We start from the raw sequence: 15816 nt of genomic DNA, 5'->3' as shown, positions 1-15816 counted from the left end.
GCATGGAACCGCTCGGCGAAGGTCTTAATGGAGGAGAAGCGCGCATAGCGGCCACACACGGGTTAAGCGAGCACGTCCTTCAAGGCCTTGAGCGGCAGCGCGCGAATGACTTTCCGCGCAGGCTTCGCCTTGATCATAATATCCTCGCCGGTTAGCGGATTGCGTCCTTTCCGCGCCTTGGTCGCCGGTCTCTCGACTCGCCTTAGCTTGACCGCCAGTTCGGGCACGACGAACTCTCCGGAGCCTCCCTTTTTCAGATGACAGCGGGCACAGCTCGCTAGGGCTTCCAACACCGCTTTGACCTGTGCTTTCGTGAGCTTCGACGTCTCGGAACGAACACAGGAATCCCTAGCCGACGTTCGATGATGCCAACCATCCGGCAGTTATATGCGACACCGCCCGTGAGCACTAGCGCACGCATGCCTGTAGCCAACAATAAGACTTCAACGCGATTGGCCACAAACATCTCCAATTCCCGCTGCACGAATGCTGCGGCGTCGAGGTGGTCTTGATGATGTCGATGGTGTGGTGCGCAGGGCGGCGCGATGGCAATCCCGTGGCGTTGAAAAAAAGACACCACTGAGTCTCCGGGCCGTTCGACGTTAGGATCGAGATCTACGCGGACTACGCCCTCCTTTGCTGAGATTAGCTGCAGGTGCCTGAAGCGCTCAGCATTGCCATATCCCGCGAGTGCCATTGTCTTGCCAGAGTATTGATGTGAAAGAAACCCGCAGTAGTAGTTGAACCTCCTAAATGTCTCGCCGAGACTGACATCATCCTTCCCGTAAAGATCTCGAGTCAGGAGATCGACCCCGTTCGGACCGCCAAGATAGTAGCTACACCGTTCCATAGAATTCGGAAAAGGCGTTGGAGTCCGCTGTGGCCCCAAGACCATTCCTTCGTTGTCCAAAACAACAACCAGCGCTTCCCCAAACGGCGAGTGCCGAAATCCATAGAGAGCATGGAGTTCGTGGTGCGACGGAGGCATTTCGATACGCTCCCGCACGGGTTCCAGTTCAGGCGCTTGCCGGACAATATGGTCCGGGCTAAGCGGCCTCGTCTCCCCGTAGCTGGCAAACGAGAGTCCATCTAGGTCGACAATCGTCTTCCCCATTGCATTAAGACCACGGGATAGTGATCTACGAAACCCGCCCGAGTATTTCCGGCGAGTAACCCGCTCCTCTGGAAGCACGAAACGAAGTGCCCCATCCTGCCATATTGCAACGCCACCGTCCACGGGATCTACGCCCGTGGCTGTCCATTCAACGAGCGCTCCAACGACAATCATGGGCTGTTAGCTTCCTCAGATCTTCTGTTCTACGCCGATCGATTGCAATTTGTACCGCTCCGTACCGTAAAGATCACTCTTTGCACTCCAAGACATACGAGTCGCACAATGCGGGAAGACCCAAAAATGCTCGTTTCGTATTTGACTACCTACCCCGCATCCCAACGTATGATACTTCGTCCAGATAGGTAGTGCATGGCTCAGAAATGCACGCCTGCCCTGACGGGTCGCGATGTCGCGACGTGTTCAACGTCGACGAAAGAGCTCTTTTATCGACTCGCCCAGCGAGTCGGATTGCCTGGATTCACGGTTGCGGGTACGTGGCGGTTGCAAGGGACTTATATTCAGAGCTGGATCCAGCACTGGAAGAAGTTTTCGACCAAACGAGTGTCAAAAGTCGTGTATGAGACGCGATAGGAAGTCACGGCCAAAAATTTTGGGCAGAGAGTCTCCTCTTCCTGCAGAGAGCTCACCTTCAGTCTTTGGCTTCACCAACCACGAATGCCCGGCTGGTACATAATTTACTGCGGAAATTGCGGCGCAGAGTTCCACGCTCATGAAGATTGGGAGAGTCCTCCGCGTTTCTGTAAGCCATGCAAAGCAGAGAGCGCGGCCCAATGGTATGAAGTTCGGTGTCAGGAGTGTAGTGCGTCCATCAGTGTGCATCGTGACTGGGACAATCCTCCGCGTATCTGCAAGTGATGTAAGGAGACCAAAGCAGCTCAATAGTACGAAATACGGTGTGCTGATTGCGGGTGTGCCATGCGGGTTCATCGTGATTGGCAGCCCGCTCCGCGAGTCTGTAATGTTTGCATGGACAAGCGTGCGGCGAAGTGGTACGAAATACGCTGCGGTGAGTGTGGTGGGGCTATTAAGGTTCATTGTGACTGGGACTCCCCTCCACAGATGTGTAAGTCGTGCAAAGCTAAACATGATGCTCTTTGGTACGAAAAGCCGTGCAGACATTGTGGCCGTTCGATCAAGATAAACCGGAAATGGCCTTCACCACCGGATTATCACGAAGAATGCTCGTGGCTTGAAAAACCCTGCTGCATCTGCAAGCGGTCAACAAAAGTTCACCGGGTCTGGACTAAGCCGCCACGGTCACACAAGCAGTGCTTGGCTGCATTTGCACCGAAGCAGGTGCGTAAGCTCCCCCGTCAAGTAGACAGTTCTAAACTGGAGTTACCGCGGCGATCAGGCGCTCGCGGAAACGCGCCGGCGGCAGGCTTCCCAGCGCGTCGTGCGGTCTGACTTCGTTGTAGCGCTCGAGCCACTCAATTGTGATCTGCCGAACTTCGGCGAGCGCGTCGAACAGGTAGGCACTCAGCACTTCCTCCCGGTACGTGCGATTGAATCGTAAGCTCCCCTTCCTGGTAGACAGCATGAACTGGACCGCGTACTGTCCAAAAACTCGATCGACGCCAGATCGGCAGGGCACCGACTTTTTTTGGGTGTAGGAGGTCTGGGTCTGATGACCGACTACACCATGATGTGGGTTTGATGCCCTTGGTCGTCGAGGGCGTTGCACATCGTCTTGCCGTCGATAGCAAGACTTTTCGTCGGTATCACCGGGCGAGGGGTGCAGGGTGGATATGGTATCGAAAGGGCTGGGGCGCGCACCCGATCGCAGAGCGTGAGAACCCCCGGATAAATCGTGAAGACCCAAATGAAGGTAAAGACGCTCTCGGCGGGGATGGTTGTCACCCACCAGGTAAACCACGAATGCCGTTATCTGTTGCTGCGCGCGTACAACTACTGGGACTTCCCCAAGGGGATCGTCGAGCCCACGGAAGACCCGTTTGAGGCGGCGCGGCGCGAGGTGGAGGAAGAGACCTCGCTCAGGAACCTCGACTTTCCGTGGGGCCAAGTGTTTCGCGAGACGGAGCCCTACGGCGCCGGCAAGGTGGCACGGTACTATCTCGCTGCGACGCAAGAGGTAGCCGTGACCTTAATATCGCTGGCTACACTATGGCGAGGCCCGGGCGCTCTTGTCTGCGCGGCTCACGTCCTGGACGAGCGCGGTCAGACAGAGCCGCAAAGGGCGGATCGAGCAGTTCCTCTAGATCCTGGAACTGCGCGCACGTCTCCGGCGGCACCTCTTGCAGCTTAATTCTCGGACCCATAGGTTCACTTCCTTTGAACCGTCTTCGCCCATACTGAAGGGGTTCACCGATCACCTACTAAAATGTGTGACATTCGACGCCTATCATTGCTCCTAGGTTATTGATTCATAACGGTCGTATAGTGTTTCTTATGTCACAACGCGAAAGCCATAACTGTTTGATTTATATACTTATAGTACGAGAACGAGCAACGGGCTTCGAACCAGGGGTCGGGGGTTCGAGTCCCTCCGGGCGCGCCAAATAAATCAATAAGCTATGAAATAATAGCACCTGTCTGTATTCTCCATTGCTACTATATTGCTACCCACGGTAGCCGCAGTACCCGCTTTTTGCTAAACGGATCAGCCGGCGAGCATGCGTACTTAACGCGAGCTCCTACCGCCGAGCGGCGGGATGTTATGCGCGGGAGTGGGGCAGAGCGAACTCATCCAGGCACACCAGACCTTGCTCGCCCTCATTTCAACCGCCAATGAAGCGTGAATTTTGTGGGGATCTATCAGCGTTCGCGCTCACCCGCCGCCGGAGCGCGAGCGGCACGGCGATGCGGCGGCTTGTTAGCCGTCAAACGATTGACCTCCCTGATAACTTGTACAACCCTTTCTATGAACCCGTGGGTGTCAAGAAAGTAGTTTGGGTATGCACGCCTCAGTAGTTCGTTCGGACCCGCTGATACGAGCACCACTTCTAATGGTTCGCCGCTTTTCGCACGGTTCTCCGCGGCAGCATACGCAGCGGTCGCGTCCTCGAGTGCCGTCTTCGCGAAGGGGCGGATGTACTCTCTTGTTCTGCGAGTCGAGAATCACAAGGTGGTAGCTCCACGGGTCTTTTCTCAGTGGTGATCGCACCGACCGCAAGGCTGAATCCGCGGAGTTGCTCAAGAACCCGAAGTTTACTCTCCGCGTTGGCGACCTCTACAAATGTGCTGCGTCGATCAAGTTGTTCGTATCCTGGTACCAGCGGCGACCGTTCGAGGTGCGCGAAGGCGGAACCAACAACCTCGAAGAACTCGAGCCAACGCCGCGCGCCTTCTCGGGCCTTTAGCGAACCCGTGGCGCAGCCCTTTCGCGGTTGCGCATTGACCCCCGTCGATACCCGCCTCCCGTAGCACCCGTTTGATGAGCCGCCAGGCGGTCGTACGTGACCAAGGCCAGAGCCGCTGGCGCCTGCCGCGGGCCTTCGCGGCCTGCGCCGCGCGAACACCATGCACGAGGTCGAGCTCCTTGAGGAATATGTCCGGTACGGGGACCGAGCGATAGACGCCGTTGCGCCGCTTCTTGAGCGATTCGATCACGATCTTCTTTTGTTTGAGATCGACCCGATCGGCGGTGAGCGCAAGCGCCTCGCTGATCCGGCAGCCGGTGTGCAGGAGCATGCCGCAGAAAGTCAGCGCGATCCCTTCCTCCTGATTCGCCACTTCGGCGAATGCCTGGCGCTCGTCCAGGGTCAGGTATTTTCGCTGTCCATCGTCGTCATACAGACTATGAAACCGTTGTATAGGCTTTTGTTTCATTTCGGGCCTCATTTTAGCGTAAAAGAGACCCTTTCAGCGTTGAGAGGCGCGAAAACTGAAACACTACATTGGATAGTGTTACATGCCCCGAAAGCCGCGGGCAGCCCTCGGTTATCGAGGTATCGGCTGAGGTGCGCGAAGTCGTTACCGCGGTTCGTAGTACGCGCGGTCAAAGGGCCGCGAAATCGGTTAAGGTTCGCCTGCATGAAATAGAAAGTGCGGGGAGTCGTCCACCCAGATCGAAGGGTAGAATCCCTGCCGTTGCACTTCGTCGTACTTCGCCTGTCGGCTCGTGTAAACGATCGTGTCAACCCTTGAGCCAAGTAATTGCTCTATTTCGGCTCCTTCTTGTGGGTAACGCATGGTGGCAATGATTACGGAATGCCCCCTCTGTTTGGCGGCCGCAATAAAGGTTTCCCACAACACCGGATCAGCCGTGTAGGTTTTATCGTAGTCGAGCGCGATCAAGAGTTGAGGTTGAGCCATTACGAAATCCAAAACCTTTTAGTTTTCGCGGCACAAATTAATAAAGTATAAGTGTGCCGTAAGCCGCGTGGTTATTACCTTCTAGGCCACGTTGTCGGGATTGCGGGATAGAACTTTAGAATTTACGGAGCGCCGTGCATGGAACGAGGTGCGGGTGAGGGCAAGACTCCCCGGCTTTATGCAGCAGTAGAAGGCCGAAAGTTCGCAAGCGGTTCCATTCGCGTGCCCGGGGGTTACGATTTCCCCGTGCCCGTACTTCTGCTCAAAGATCCGCAAACCGCGCGAGATTACGAAGTCGCCAACCCGCAGCCGGTCGCGTATAGCGAAGGAGCAATCTACCCGCTGCGCATGCTCCCCAGTCAGGAACCGCTAACCGCTGAGATATTTGGGTTTCTTGCGAAGCGCGCAGGCGCCCGGCTCTATACGGGTACCGTGCCTAAAGCCAATGTGTTAACAGCCCTTGGGATCGCGCCCTTGAGCGACGACGCTCAAGGAATATTTTTCGGGGAGATGGAAGCGGGATCCCCAAGGGAGAACGGAGGACATCGATAATGCCACGACTCAACCCTCAAAGTTATCCGCGGCGTGACGGGCGCTCCCTCGCCCAGGACATCGACGACCGCACAACCCCGACGCTCGCCGATCCGCATGAGGACATCGACAAGGAGATCCCCAAGGACAAGCCCGCCGAACGCCCGCCCCGCAGAGCTCCCGCCCGCTTTTGAGGCTTAAAAAGCCTAAATCCTAAAGATCTCGGCTCGCCCGTTGCTACGTACGGGTAGGGCGCGATCTCCCGGTAAGCGCCCCACGGAACTGTCTGTACGGCAATAGCCCCACGTTCGGCGCACCCGCCAGACGCGGGGATTATCTGAGCCCTAAAAAGGAGCCGACGTCATGCCGCATTTCAAGGAAGTCCTCGCCGCGACCCTCGCCTATGAAGGCGGTTACGTCAATGATCCCTTTGACCGCGGCGGCGAGACCTACCGCGGGATCTCGCGCAAACACCATCCGAATTGGCCTGGCTGGACGCGCATCGACCAGCGCGTTTATTCCCGTGCCAAGCTCGAGGCGGACCCGGCGCTCATTGCCGCGGTCGAGGAATTCTATCGCGCCTATTACTGGGCCCCGATCGGCGGCGAGGACATCGATGACCGGGCGCTCGCCGGTGCGCTCTTCGATTGCGCCGTCAGCCTCGGCGTTACCCGGACGGTCGGATTCCTACAGCGGTCGTTGAATGCGCTTTCGCAAAATGCCTCCCTGAGCGGCTACGTCGAAGTAGATCGAGTCTACGGTCCTGCGAGCGCGCGCGCTTTGAAAACCCAGCTAGCGGCGAAAGGCGCGGCGGCTCTCATCAAAGCGGTCGAGGGGCTGCGTACCGTGCATTACCTCAATCTCATCGACCACGATCCAACACAGGCCCGCTTTGCCTACACATGGCTGGCCCGTGTCGGCCGTCAGGCTGCTTAGGGCGATGGATGAAGAGCAGGACGACGCGCGCACCCTGCCGGTGACGCACCTCTGCCCCATGTTCGGCCAGGAGCACCTCTTAGAGATCAAGTGCTGGTGTCACCCGGGCTATGCGCTTCACTGTGGTGGCTTGATCGTCGTCCACAACGTATTGCATTAACGTTTCGGTTGCTGCGGCCGAGAACCGGGTGGGGCGCGCTGCGCCCTTTTTTAGCAAATCTCCTCCCGTTTCGAGGGCCAAGGTGTTCGTGGGCCGGTTCGACGCGTGGAACGGCGCGGACGTGCGCTGCCCCTCCTCGAGTTCCTGTTGACCGAGCTGTGGGCCAGGCGCGAGCGGGGATTGCTCACCCACGGAGCTTACGCCGCGATCGGCGTCAAGGGCGCCATCGCGACGCGTGCCGAGGCAGAGCTGGAAAGGCTGACACCTGAGCAACGGGAAGCGCTGAGGCGGGTGATGATCCGCCTCGTCACCCCGGCGAAGGCTAGGCCGACACGCGCGCTCGTGCGCAAATCCCGTCAGGCGATGCGGCAGCGGAGGCGGTGGTCCGACTTTTCGCTGATGCGCGGCTGCTTACCACCGGCTTTGACGAGGCGACCGGTCACGAGACGGTGGAGGTGAGCCACGAGGCGCTGATCCGCGAATGGAACACCTGTCGCGGGTGGGTCGATGCCAACCGCGAGTTCCTCCGCACCGTCGAGCGCGTCAAGGATGCGATGCGCGCGTGGGACGAGGAGGAAGCCGACCGACAAGGACTCGCGCCTGCTCGCCCCCGGCCGGCCGCTGGAAGAAGCGCGCGAGCTATTGTCCCGTCCGCACGCGCTGATCGACGACATTCGCCCCTTCATCAAGGCTTCGATTGCCCATGACGACGCCCGCGTGGCCGAGGAACAGCGGCGGATCGAGGCGGAGAAGCAGCGCGAGATCGAACAGGCACGCAAGGGTGCCGCACCCGAGCGCGGTCGCCGACGCGCCGCCGTCGTTGGTCTGGTTGCCGCGCTCGTGCTCCGCTGGTCAACGAAACGATCGGTGCCCTCGGCACGGCCCTGGAGGCTCCGTACTTTACGGCGAAAATCCTCCGCGGTCACGAGAGGGTCGTCAAATCGGCGGCGTCCAGCCCCGATGGCCGGACCATCGTCACCGTTTCCGATGACAAGACCGCCCGGCTGTGGGACGCCGCCACGGGGAAGGAAAGGGCCGTTCTGCGTGGCCATGAAGGCATAGTTACGTCGGCCGTCTATAGCTCCGACGGCAGGATCGTGGTCACCGCGTCCTACGACAAGACCGCCCGCATCTGGGAGGTTGCCACGGGGCGGGAGATCACCGTCCTGCGCGGCCACAAGGATGCGGTTCATCTCGCTGCTTCAGCCCCGACGGTGGGTCCGTGGTCACTACTTCTTACAATGCTTCCGCGATGTTGAGCACGGTAGAGAATGCTGCCCGGCTCTGGGACGCCACCACCGGCAAGGAGATTATCACCCTGCAAGGCCATGACAGTATCGTTGCCTCGGCCACGTTCAGTCCCGATGGCAAGACTTTGGTCACCGCCTCGGCGGATCGCACAGCCCGCGTATGGCAGACGGAAACCCCTTCGCTCGGGGAGCTTATATCAAAGGCCTGCCGGCGTCTGGCGCAGATCGACCAGGCGCCTCAGCACTGTCAGTCCGTAGCTCTGCGCACGGAAGCGAATGCGCCCCGATGAGCACCATGCACGGCTGGCTCCGCTCTCTCAACCGCCGAAAATGGTTCGCCCAAACTTGCATCGCGGCGGGCACTGTATCAAATAGACGAGAGCAATCGGCGATTACAAGCGCGAAGATCTTTGGGCATGAATGACGCCCAATTGATCGGCGGGCCGAAGTGAGCATGCGTTACTAATCGATCCGAGAGTCTCCTTTTGGCCGGTTGGCAACCATCAGCACCCGCTCTTCAGCACTCGGGCCCACTTGCACACGGTCATGATCCACGCCAGGGTCAAGCAACTTGCTGAGAGCTTTCTTTAGGGTGTGAATCGGCAACTGGTCTGATTTTATTGAAGTTGTTGCATGTTCGGTAGCGTGAGCTGACAATTTGTCATGGCGGTAGAGAGGTGAAGGGGCAGTGGTCCTCGTGGATAATTCGTGGTGCATTAAGTCAACGAAATCCGGAGGCTGCCCCGATACAAGTATTTCACACGACCCGAAACGATGCCACAGCTAAGAATGCAGCGATCGAACTACTGCACGAGGCAGTCGCGGAGCTGCGCGCCCGTCGTGGGGCGGAGGAGAACTTCGAAGGCTTTGAACAGGAGTTACACGCCGTATTCATGGACGCCGAGTGCGAGATCCTCGCCGAGGAGCTGGAGCGGCTGGATGTGAACCAGCCACAGCTGCTGATTGACGGGCACGTGCACCATCGGGTGTTACGCAGTTCGGAGACCTACCTGAGCGCGGCGGGTGCGGTGAGTGTGGCGCACCCTGTACCGCCGTGGTCGCGATGGGGCGGTGGTGCCGTTGAAGTTGCGTGCGGGTATGGTGGCTGGTCAGTTCACCCCGCGTGCGGCGCGCCAAGCGCTGTGGGCGGTGGCGCATCTGACCCCGCAGGAGGCCGAAGGGTTGTTTCGGGAAGTGGGCAACATGAGCCCCTCGAAGAGCAGTCTGGATCGGTTGCCGAAGCAGTGCTCGGCGCAGTGGGAAGCGCAACGGGAACACTTCGAGGCGCAGTTGCGCGGGGCGATGGCGATTCCCGAAGCGGCGGTCACGGTGGCGGTGTCGCTCGATGGGGTGATGACGCCGATGAAGGACGGGGCGCGCGCTGCCAAGCGCGACCAGGGTGTTGCCGAAGGCAAGCGCACGAAAGGACCGGCCGGCTATCAAGAAGTGGGCTGTGCGACCTTGAGCTTTCACGATTGTCGAAGGCGAGCGGCTGGGCACGGTGCGCATGGCACGGATGCCGGAGTCAAAGAAAGCGACCGTGAAGACGATGTTAGCGGCGGAGGTAGCGGCCGCACTCCGACAACGCCCGCAGTTGGGGGTGATCAAGCTTGCCGACGGGGCCAAGGACAACTGGACCTTCCTCAGCGATGAACTGCCCGCGGGTGAGGAGATCATCGCCTTCTACCACGCCGCCGAGCATCTCAAGGCAGCGTTTGCAGTGGCCTACGGGGAGAACACCTCGAAGGCGCGCACCCAGTTTGAGACCTATCGACACATCCTGCGCGCGGAGCACGATGGAGTCGAAAAGGTGATCCGCACACTCGCTTATCAGCGCGACCGGCATCCGCGCCGCAAGGTGCTGGCGACCGAGTTCGGCTACTTCCGCCGCAATCGAGCGCGCATGGGCTATGCGGCGGCAAAAGCGCTGGGGTTGCCGATCGGTTCTGGTGTGGTGGAAGCGGCGTGCAAGACGCTGGTGACGCAACGAATGAAACGATCGGGCATGCGTTGGCGGCATGCGGGCGGACAAGCGATCTTGAGCTTGCGCGCTCTCGCGCAGAGCCAGCGCTTCGATCACGGTTGGCGGTTGCTCGCGCAAACCTACCGTGTCCATGTCGCAGCTCCCGATAACGTCGTTGCATTCCCTGGCGCCAGGGTACACTGATGATCAGTTTGAGACCTACACCCTTTCTTTATGTGTCCTCGCGCTCGGTCCACGACGTCCTCCAGGAGCGACGCAAACCCATCGATATCGCCAGCGGCTTTCAGAGCAATACAATTTTTCGCCGCCTGTCGGCATATATGCTGATACGGTAGATACAATCTTCTCACTAGCCGAGTCCGTAGGCTCAAATACGGCGGCGCCGCATCGTAAAAGGTGTCTTTCGCGAATTCCTAAATCAAGCACTGATCGGGGTCTGACTTAGAAATTCGCGACGGACAGGTAGCCATGCGGCGATGGCCATGATGGCAACCGTGGTCATCGTGAACTGCCAACTCGCGCGGCCTTGGATGAAGGGAAGCTTGTTCGTGCGGATGACGTGAACGATCAACGTTTGTGTGATCAGCGACTCGACAAACCAGATCCGGATCCTTTGGCTTCGGTGGCCTAGCATCGTCCGAACCCGGCGGCTGTTTACCGCCACCCGGCCACCAGTTCGCCCTACCCAGCAGTCGCATCGTCGCCGGTACCAGGAAGAGTCGAACAATCACCGCATCAATTGCGATGGCAAGTCCCAAGCCAATCCCGATTTGCCGCATGATCGGAATTGAACTCGTGGCAAAGGATCCGATTACAACTAAAAGCAGTAGAGCGGCCGAAGTAATGATGGCGCCCGTTTTTTGGACGCCGGCCGCCACCGCCTGGGTGTTGTCGCCGGTGCGGTCATATTCCTCCTTGATGCGGCTGAGCAGAAAGGCGGCGTAGTCCATCGATAGGCCGAAGGCGATCGCGAAGATCAAAATCGGCTGGGTCGCATCGATTGAGCCGACCGGGGTAAAGCCAAGCAGGTCAGTAAAGCGTCCGTCTTGGAAAATCCAAACCTGGGCGCCAAAGGCAGCCGACAAAGCCAGAATATTCATGACGATCGCCTTGAGCGGAATGAGCAGACTGCGGAGCATTATCATCAGGAGAATAAACAGCGTCCCCACGATAATCGCCAAGGCATAGGGGATGTATTCGCGCAGGGCCGCCAGCAGGTCGACCAGGGCGGCCGTCTCGCCGCCAACCTCCGCTTCGAACCGCTCCGGGGTCGGCACCTGGCGAATCCGCTTAACCAGATCCTGCGTCTGTTTTGACTGCGAATCGCCGTCGTAATAAACATTAAGCAGGATGTAGGGGCCGCTGGCGTAGCGCTCCTTGGGCTTAAGGGTGCCGGGGTTGACGGCGATCTGGCGGTAGTACTGCTGGTAGCGGGCCACTACCCGCTTCACCCCCGGCTGAGTCCGCAGCCGACTGGCATATTCATGGACCGCCGCGATGTTGGCTGGCTCCATTGCCCGGGACGGTGCCCTAAGGACCACTTGGGTTGGACTACTCTCCCTGCCAAAGTCACGTTCAAGCGTCTTGCTGACTTCCCTCGCTTCGCTGTTAACCGGCAGTGCCCGGACATCGGGTAAGCCGAAATTAGCTCGCAAGAAAGGCAGACCGGCAATGATCAAAGGCACCAGGGTAAGGACAATCACCAGCAGAGGCCACCGCATCGAAAACCGGCTGATCGCCGACCAAGCCATGCCGCCGGCCGGCCGGGTGGCGGCACCGGTCTGAATCGCCTGGTAGGCCCGGCGGCTTCTGCCGAACGAAAGCGCGTTGATCCGGTTGCCGAGCAGAGCAAGCAAAGCCGGCAGCACGGTCAGCGCTCCCACCATCGCTACCGCCACGGCGGCCGCTCCCCCCACGCCCATGCTTTGCAAGAAGTTCAGCGGGAAAACTAACAAACCGAGCAAACTGACCATGACGGTCAGCCCGCTGAAGAAAACCGTTCGGCCAGCCGTCTGCATCGTTTTTCGCAGCGCCTCCTCCACCTTACCGAGCCGCTCGCGGAGCTCTTCGCGGAACCGGCTGACCATGAACAAGCTGTAGTCCACCGCCAAACCAAGTCCCAAAACGGTGATTATGTTAATCGCATATTGGGAGACTTCCATCACCCCGGTCAGCAGCCGGGTGATGACAAAGGCGCCGAGGATGCTGAAGCCACCAAGCAGCAGCGGCAACGAGGCGGCCACGAAGCCTCGGAAGACTACGAGCAACAGCAGAGCCAAAATCGGGAAGGAAAAGGTTTCGATCTTGGCCAGATCCGATTCAACCTGATGTTTTATTTCTTCGTTAACCGCGGCCGGACCGCCCAATTGGATTTGGAGTTCGTCGCTCCGAAACTGAGGACGGAGGCGCTCTACCGCTTTCTGTTGCTCCTGTTCAGTGCCGGCCAGGCTGATGACGGCATAGGTGCTTTTTTGATCCTTGGACACCAGCGACTGCTCACCCGAGGTGTAGTAAGTAGTGACCTGGCGGACCGATGGGTCGGCCGCGACCTCGGACAACGCCACCGTGACGGCCGATTGATAGGTTGGATCGGTAACCTTGGCGTCACCGGAACTAAACAACACCAGCAATGAAGCGTCGGTTTGACCGAGGCGCTCGGTAATGATTCGGCTGGCTTGGTACGAATCGGAGCGAGTGTCGTCGAATCCGCCCTGGGACAAATGATCGAAAACCTTGGTGCCGTAAATTACCCCGGCCAGTACAAACGCCATCCCGGCCAGCAGGATCAACAAGCGGAATCGGTGGGTAAAGTTAGCGAGGGCAGCAAGCATGGGGGTTTTCAAAACGACAGCTCATCATAGTACAGCACCCTGGTTTGTCTTTAGTTTACGGGTGCGCTCTTTTAGAACGATGCTAGAACGATGCTCAAGCGGCCCTCTGGAGCAGGCAGCGGCTCGCGGAGCGGGGTATCGAGTCTCCGCCGTGACTTCTTTGCATTTGACAAAGCGGATCATGCGGCGATTCTGGAATAGGCCCTCCGAAAGTCATGGTCCCAGGTATAGAGCGCACTTCCCATGACTTGGCGTCCCTAAAGGGTGACGCGCCAGCGGCGGGTCGGATACTTCAGGGTTTGCTCTCCATTTATCCTTCGCTGTTTTCTTGGCAGCCCGGATGCCTTGCCGGCCACTTTCGTTTGAGGCTGGAGAACCGTCCGTTGGCCTGCCTGCCGTAGCTTCACGCGTAGGCAGCCGTAGCCCTTTCGGATTCCCGATTGCTCGGAACGCCTCATCGAGCCTGAAGGTTCCTCAGGGCCTGAACGGCCTGGCCATGAATTCCAGTTCCTCGGGGAGAAGCGAGACAGACAGGATTTGAGTACCTGCTTGCGATGTCTACCGCTGGGCACACGAAAAACGAGCTACCCCTGAGGGTGGCTCGTTAGAGGCCTTATCCTTTCTTGAACTGCGCCGCTTCCTCCGAGCCACCGGTGGCATCGCCGGCGCTGTAGGAATGAGCACCTGCCCCGGCCAGTTGGACGGCCTTCGAGCCAGCACTCCAGTATTTCGCGTACCCCGGCGGCGTAGCGCGCCTGTGCCGATAGACTCGTTCCTGACGTATGCGGCGTCATGCCATGGTGCGGCATCGTCCGCCACGGGTGATCCTTCGGTGGCGGCTGCGGGAACCACACATCGCCGGCGTACCCGGCGAGCTGCCCGCTCTCAAGCGCCCGCACAACCGCGTCACGGTCACAGATTTTGCCACGCGCCGTATTGACGATATACGCGCCACGTTTCATCTTGCCGATGAGCTTGTCGTCGAACATATGTTCCGTCTCGGGATGCAGCGGGCAGTTGATCGTCACTACATCGCAAACGCGCACCATCGACTCGACGTTCGGATGATAAGTCAGGTTCAGGTCCTTCTCGACATCCTGCGGGAGCCGGTGCCGGTCCGTGTAGTGCAGTTTGACATCAAATGGCTTCAGCCGCCTTAGAACCGCCAATCCAATGCCGGCGGCAACCGTTCCCACTTCCATCCCCTCCAGATCGTAGGACCGCGAGACACAGTCGGCGATATTCCAACCCTTATTGACAACCCACTGGTAGGACGGAATGTAATTGCGTACCAATGACAGGATCATCATCACCACGTGCTCAGATACGCTGATGCTATTGCAGTAGGTGACTTCGGCCACCGTGATACCCCGCTCGATCGCGGCCTGCAGATCGACATGATCCGAGCCGATCCCCGCAGTAACCGCCAGCTTCAGTTTTGGCGCCTTGGCAATCCTCTCCGCCGTCAGGTAAGCGGGCCAGAACGGCTGTGAGATAACAATGTCCGCCTCCGGTAGTTCTCTTTCGAACACGGAGTCGGGGCCATCCTTGTCCGAGGTTACGAGCAGCGTGTGACCTTGATCCTCGAGAAATTTACGCAGCCCGAGTTCACCGGAGATACAGCCCAAGAGCTCCCCGGGCTTGAAATCGATGTTCTTTGGGGTCGGCAAGGTCTGGCCGTCGGGATAACGTTCCAGCTTGGGAACATCGTCACGGGCATAGGATTTCGGGTAGCCATCTACGGGGTCGTCGTAAAGTACACAAATAACTTTACCCATTTCTTCCCACCTTGGTAACGTGTTCAATAATACCGCCGCTCAGTCGTCTGACTGTGGGAACGACGACTGCCCCTCACAGAGAATCGCGTTGCGGGCGGTGCGCAAACGACCGTTTACGCAACGATCTCGCGCCCACGTACGCTTGCGGCTTTGAGCCCAGGTGCATATATTGCGAAAATCTCATATTATGCAATTAGTTTTGCAACGCCTCGCCGCGCTGGTTCCCCGTCCGCGGTTGCATCTGATCCGCTTCCATGGCGTTGCTCGCGCACAATGCCAAGCTGCGTCCCGCGATCGTTCCAAGTGCGCCGGTCAACACTAATGCACACTCAGCTGATCACGGTGAGACATCCCATCCGTCGACGCCAGTCCGCATGAGCTGGGCCCGATCTAGAATTTGGACAGAACGGTGTTGAGGCAGTCGGTTGAGGAGACGAGTGAGAAGGCTGGATATACATCCTGTATTGTTCACGAAGTCGACCTCATTCGCCCTCCGTGAAAAATCAATGATCCAACATAAGCATTTTTGTTTAATAAAGTAAAAACAAGCTCGGTGGGGAAAAGCCGGTATCCCACCTTCGTGGGATACCGGCAGAACACGCGCCGGCGATGAGTATTGGTTACGCAGCCTGCTTCGCACCCGCGACCTTGCTCAAGGGCTGAGTCACGGCTTCGAAGCCTTTTTCCACCCAAGCGGTGAGTTCGGCTCTGGCAGCTTCGAGCACACTGGCCGTATCGCTGACGATGGCGAGCAGCTTTTCACGCTGCTTGGCTGCCAGTTCGGCCTGGCCGGACAACAGCTCCGCATGCCCTTTAGACTCAGTGGCCAGCTGGATTTGGTGGGCGCAGCCTTCGCTCAGGTTAGTCACGAGGGCCTGCTGTTGCTCGGTCGACTTGGTGAAGGCCTTGGTGTTGATCTCGGTGAGTGCCTTCATC

At 58.7% G+C, this 15816-nt stretch carries 14 protein-coding genes and 3 pseudogenes; 8 read left to right on the top strand and 9 right to left on the bottom strand.

Annotation, left to right across the window (positions count from 1 at the left end):
• Positions 1-62: 62 nt before the first annotated feature.
• The 3 genes and pseudogenes from M3436_13610 to M3436_13600 all read right to left on the bottom strand — a co-directional run bounded on the left by M3436_13610 (position 63) and on the right by M3436_13600 (position 2648).
• On the bottom strand, positions 63-293 hold the full coding sequence (locus tag M3436_13610) for an HU family DNA-binding protein (GenBank protein MDQ3565122.1): 231 nt from the start codon (positions 291-293) through the stop codon (positions 63-65).
• Positions 278-1288: a hypothetical protein gene (locus tag M3436_13605; GenBank protein ID MDQ3565121.1), complete on the bottom strand. Its 1011-nt coding sequence runs from the start codon at positions 1286-1288 to the stop codon at positions 278-280. Before M3436_13605 ends, M3436_13610 begins: the two co-directional genes overlap by 16 nt.
• A 1160-nt stretch (positions 1289-2448) precedes the next feature.
• Positions 2449-2648: pseudogene (locus M3436_13600) on the bottom strand (transposase).
• Between the two features lie 297 nt (positions 2649-2945).
• Here M3436_13600 and M3436_13595 point away from each other — a divergent pair.
• Complete coding sequence (locus tag M3436_13595) at positions 2946-3401, top strand: NUDIX domain-containing protein (protein MDQ3565120.1); 456 nt, start codon at positions 2946-2948, stop codon at positions 3399-3401.
• 944 nt (positions 3402-4345) lie between these two features.
• On the opposite strand, the gene M3436_13590 is transcribed toward M3436_13595, so the two are convergent.
• Positions 4346-4924 (bottom strand): tyrosine-type recombinase/integrase, encoded by a 579-nt coding sequence (locus tag M3436_13590; protein MDQ3565119.1) that lies wholly within the window; start codon positions 4922-4924, stop codon positions 4346-4348.
• Between the two features lie 189 nt (positions 4925-5113).
• Positions 5114-5410 carry a hypothetical protein gene (locus M3436_13585; GenBank protein MDQ3565118.1) on the bottom strand — a complete coding sequence of 99 codons (297 nt, stop codon included), beginning with the start codon at positions 5408-5410 and terminating at the stop codon, positions 5114-5116.
• A gap of 138 nt (positions 5411-5548) precedes the next feature.
• Between M3436_13585 and M3436_13580 the strand changes: the two genes are divergently transcribed.
• The 4 genes from M3436_13580 to M3436_13565 all read left to right on the top strand — a co-directional run bounded on the left by M3436_13580 (position 5549) and on the right by M3436_13565 (position 7037).
• On the top strand, positions 5549-5962 hold the full coding sequence (locus tag M3436_13580; protein MDQ3565117.1) for a hypothetical protein: 414 nt from the start codon (positions 5549-5551) through the stop codon (positions 5960-5962).
• The gene (locus M3436_13575) at positions 5962-6135 is read left to right on the top strand and encodes a hypothetical protein (GenBank protein MDQ3565116.1); all 174 of its coding nucleotides are present in this window, start codon (positions 5962-5964) and stop codon (positions 6133-6135) included. Before M3436_13580 ends, M3436_13575 begins: the two co-directional genes overlap by 1 nt.
• Before the next feature lie 169 nt (positions 6136-6304).
• Positions 6305-6877 carry a hypothetical protein gene (locus M3436_13570; GenBank protein MDQ3565115.1) on the top strand — a complete coding sequence of 191 codons (573 nt, stop codon included), beginning with the start codon at positions 6305-6307 and terminating at the stop codon, positions 6875-6877.
• Between the two features lie 4 nt (positions 6878-6881).
• On the top strand, positions 6882-7037 hold the full coding sequence (locus M3436_13565; protein ID MDQ3565114.1) for a hypothetical protein: 156 nt from the start codon (positions 6882-6884) through the stop codon (positions 7035-7037).
• Positions 7038-7393: 356 nt separating this feature from the next.
• Here M3436_13565 and M3436_13560 read toward each other — a convergent pair whose 3' ends face one another.
• Positions 7394-8230 (bottom strand): hypothetical protein, encoded by an 837-nt coding sequence (locus M3436_13560; protein MDQ3565113.1) that lies wholly within the window; start codon positions 8228-8230, stop codon positions 7394-7396.
• A gap of 59 nt (positions 8231-8289) precedes the next feature.
• Between M3436_13560 and M3436_13555 the strand changes: the two genes are divergently transcribed.
• From M3436_13555 to M3436_13545, 3 genes are all read left to right on the top strand, one after another.
• Positions 8290-8577, top strand: a complete 288-nt coding sequence (locus M3436_13555; GenBank protein ID MDQ3565112.1) for a hypothetical protein — start codon at positions 8290-8292, stop codon at positions 8575-8577.
• 742 nt (positions 8578-9319) lie between these two features.
• Positions 9320-9940: a hypothetical protein gene (locus tag M3436_13550; GenBank protein ID MDQ3565111.1), complete on the top strand. Its 621-nt coding sequence runs from the start codon at positions 9320-9322 to the stop codon at positions 9938-9940.
• Entirely contained in the window at positions 9828-10454 is a 627-nt protein-coding gene (locus tag M3436_13545; protein ID MDQ3565110.1) for a hypothetical protein, read from the top strand. The genes M3436_13550 and M3436_13545 overlap by 113 nt, the downstream gene beginning before the upstream one ends.
• A gap of 542 nt (positions 10455-10996) precedes the next feature.
• Here M3436_13545 and M3436_13540 read toward each other — a convergent pair.
• The 3 genes and pseudogenes from M3436_13540 to M3436_13530 form a co-directional block, all read right to left on the bottom strand.
• A pseudogene (locus M3436_13540) lies at positions 10997-13042 on the bottom strand (MMPL family transporter).
• A gap of 673 nt (positions 13043-13715) precedes the next feature.
• Positions 13716-14880, bottom strand: a pseudogene (locus M3436_13535) (NAD-dependent formate dehydrogenase).
• A 620-nt stretch (positions 14881-15500) separates the two neighbouring features.
• Positions 15501-15816, bottom strand: a 316-nt coding sequence (locus tag M3436_13530; GenBank protein MDQ3565109.1) for a phasin family protein, incomplete at its 5' end; no start/stop codon positions are given.

Source organism: Pseudomonadota bacterium, from assembly GCA_030859565.1.
Classification (GTDB): domain Bacteria; phylum Pseudomonadota; class Gammaproteobacteria; order JACCXJ01; family JACCXJ01; genus USCg-Taylor.
This window is presented reverse-complemented; position numbering and strand designations above follow the sequence as displayed.

Coding starts and splice junctions, on each gene's coding strand:
- M3436_13605 (MDQ3565121.1), bottom strand. CDS start 1,288: ATGATTGTCGTTGGAGCGCTCGTTGAATGGACAGCCACGGGCGTAGAT.
- M3436_13590 (MDQ3565119.1), bottom strand. CDS start 4,924: ATGAAACAAAAGCCTATACAACGGTTTCATAGTCTGTATGACGACGAT.
- M3436_13585 (MDQ3565118.1), bottom strand. CDS start 5,410: ATGGCTCAACCTCAACTCTTGATCGCGCTCGACTACGATAAAACCTAC.
- M3436_13580 (MDQ3565117.1), top strand. CDS start 5,549: ATGGAACGAGGTGCGGGTGAGGGCAAGACTCCCCGGCTTTATGCAGCA.
- M3436_13575 (MDQ3565116.1), top strand. CDS start 5,962: ATGCCACGACTCAACCCTCAAAGTTATCCGCGGCGTGACGGGCGCTCC.
- M3436_13570 (MDQ3565115.1), top strand. CDS start 6,305: ATGCCGCATTTCAAGGAAGTCCTCGCCGCGACCCTCGCCTATGAAGGC.
- M3436_13565 (MDQ3565114.1), top strand. CDS start 6,882: ATGGATGAAGAGCAGGACGACGCGCGCACCCTGCCGGTGACGCACCTC.
- M3436_13560 (MDQ3565113.1), bottom strand. CDS start 8,230: ATGAACCGCATCCTTGTGGCCGCGCAGGACGGTGATCTCCCGCCCCGT.
- M3436_13555 (MDQ3565112.1), top strand. CDS start 8,290: ATGTTGAGCACGGTAGAGAATGCTGCCCGGCTCTGGGACGCCACCACC.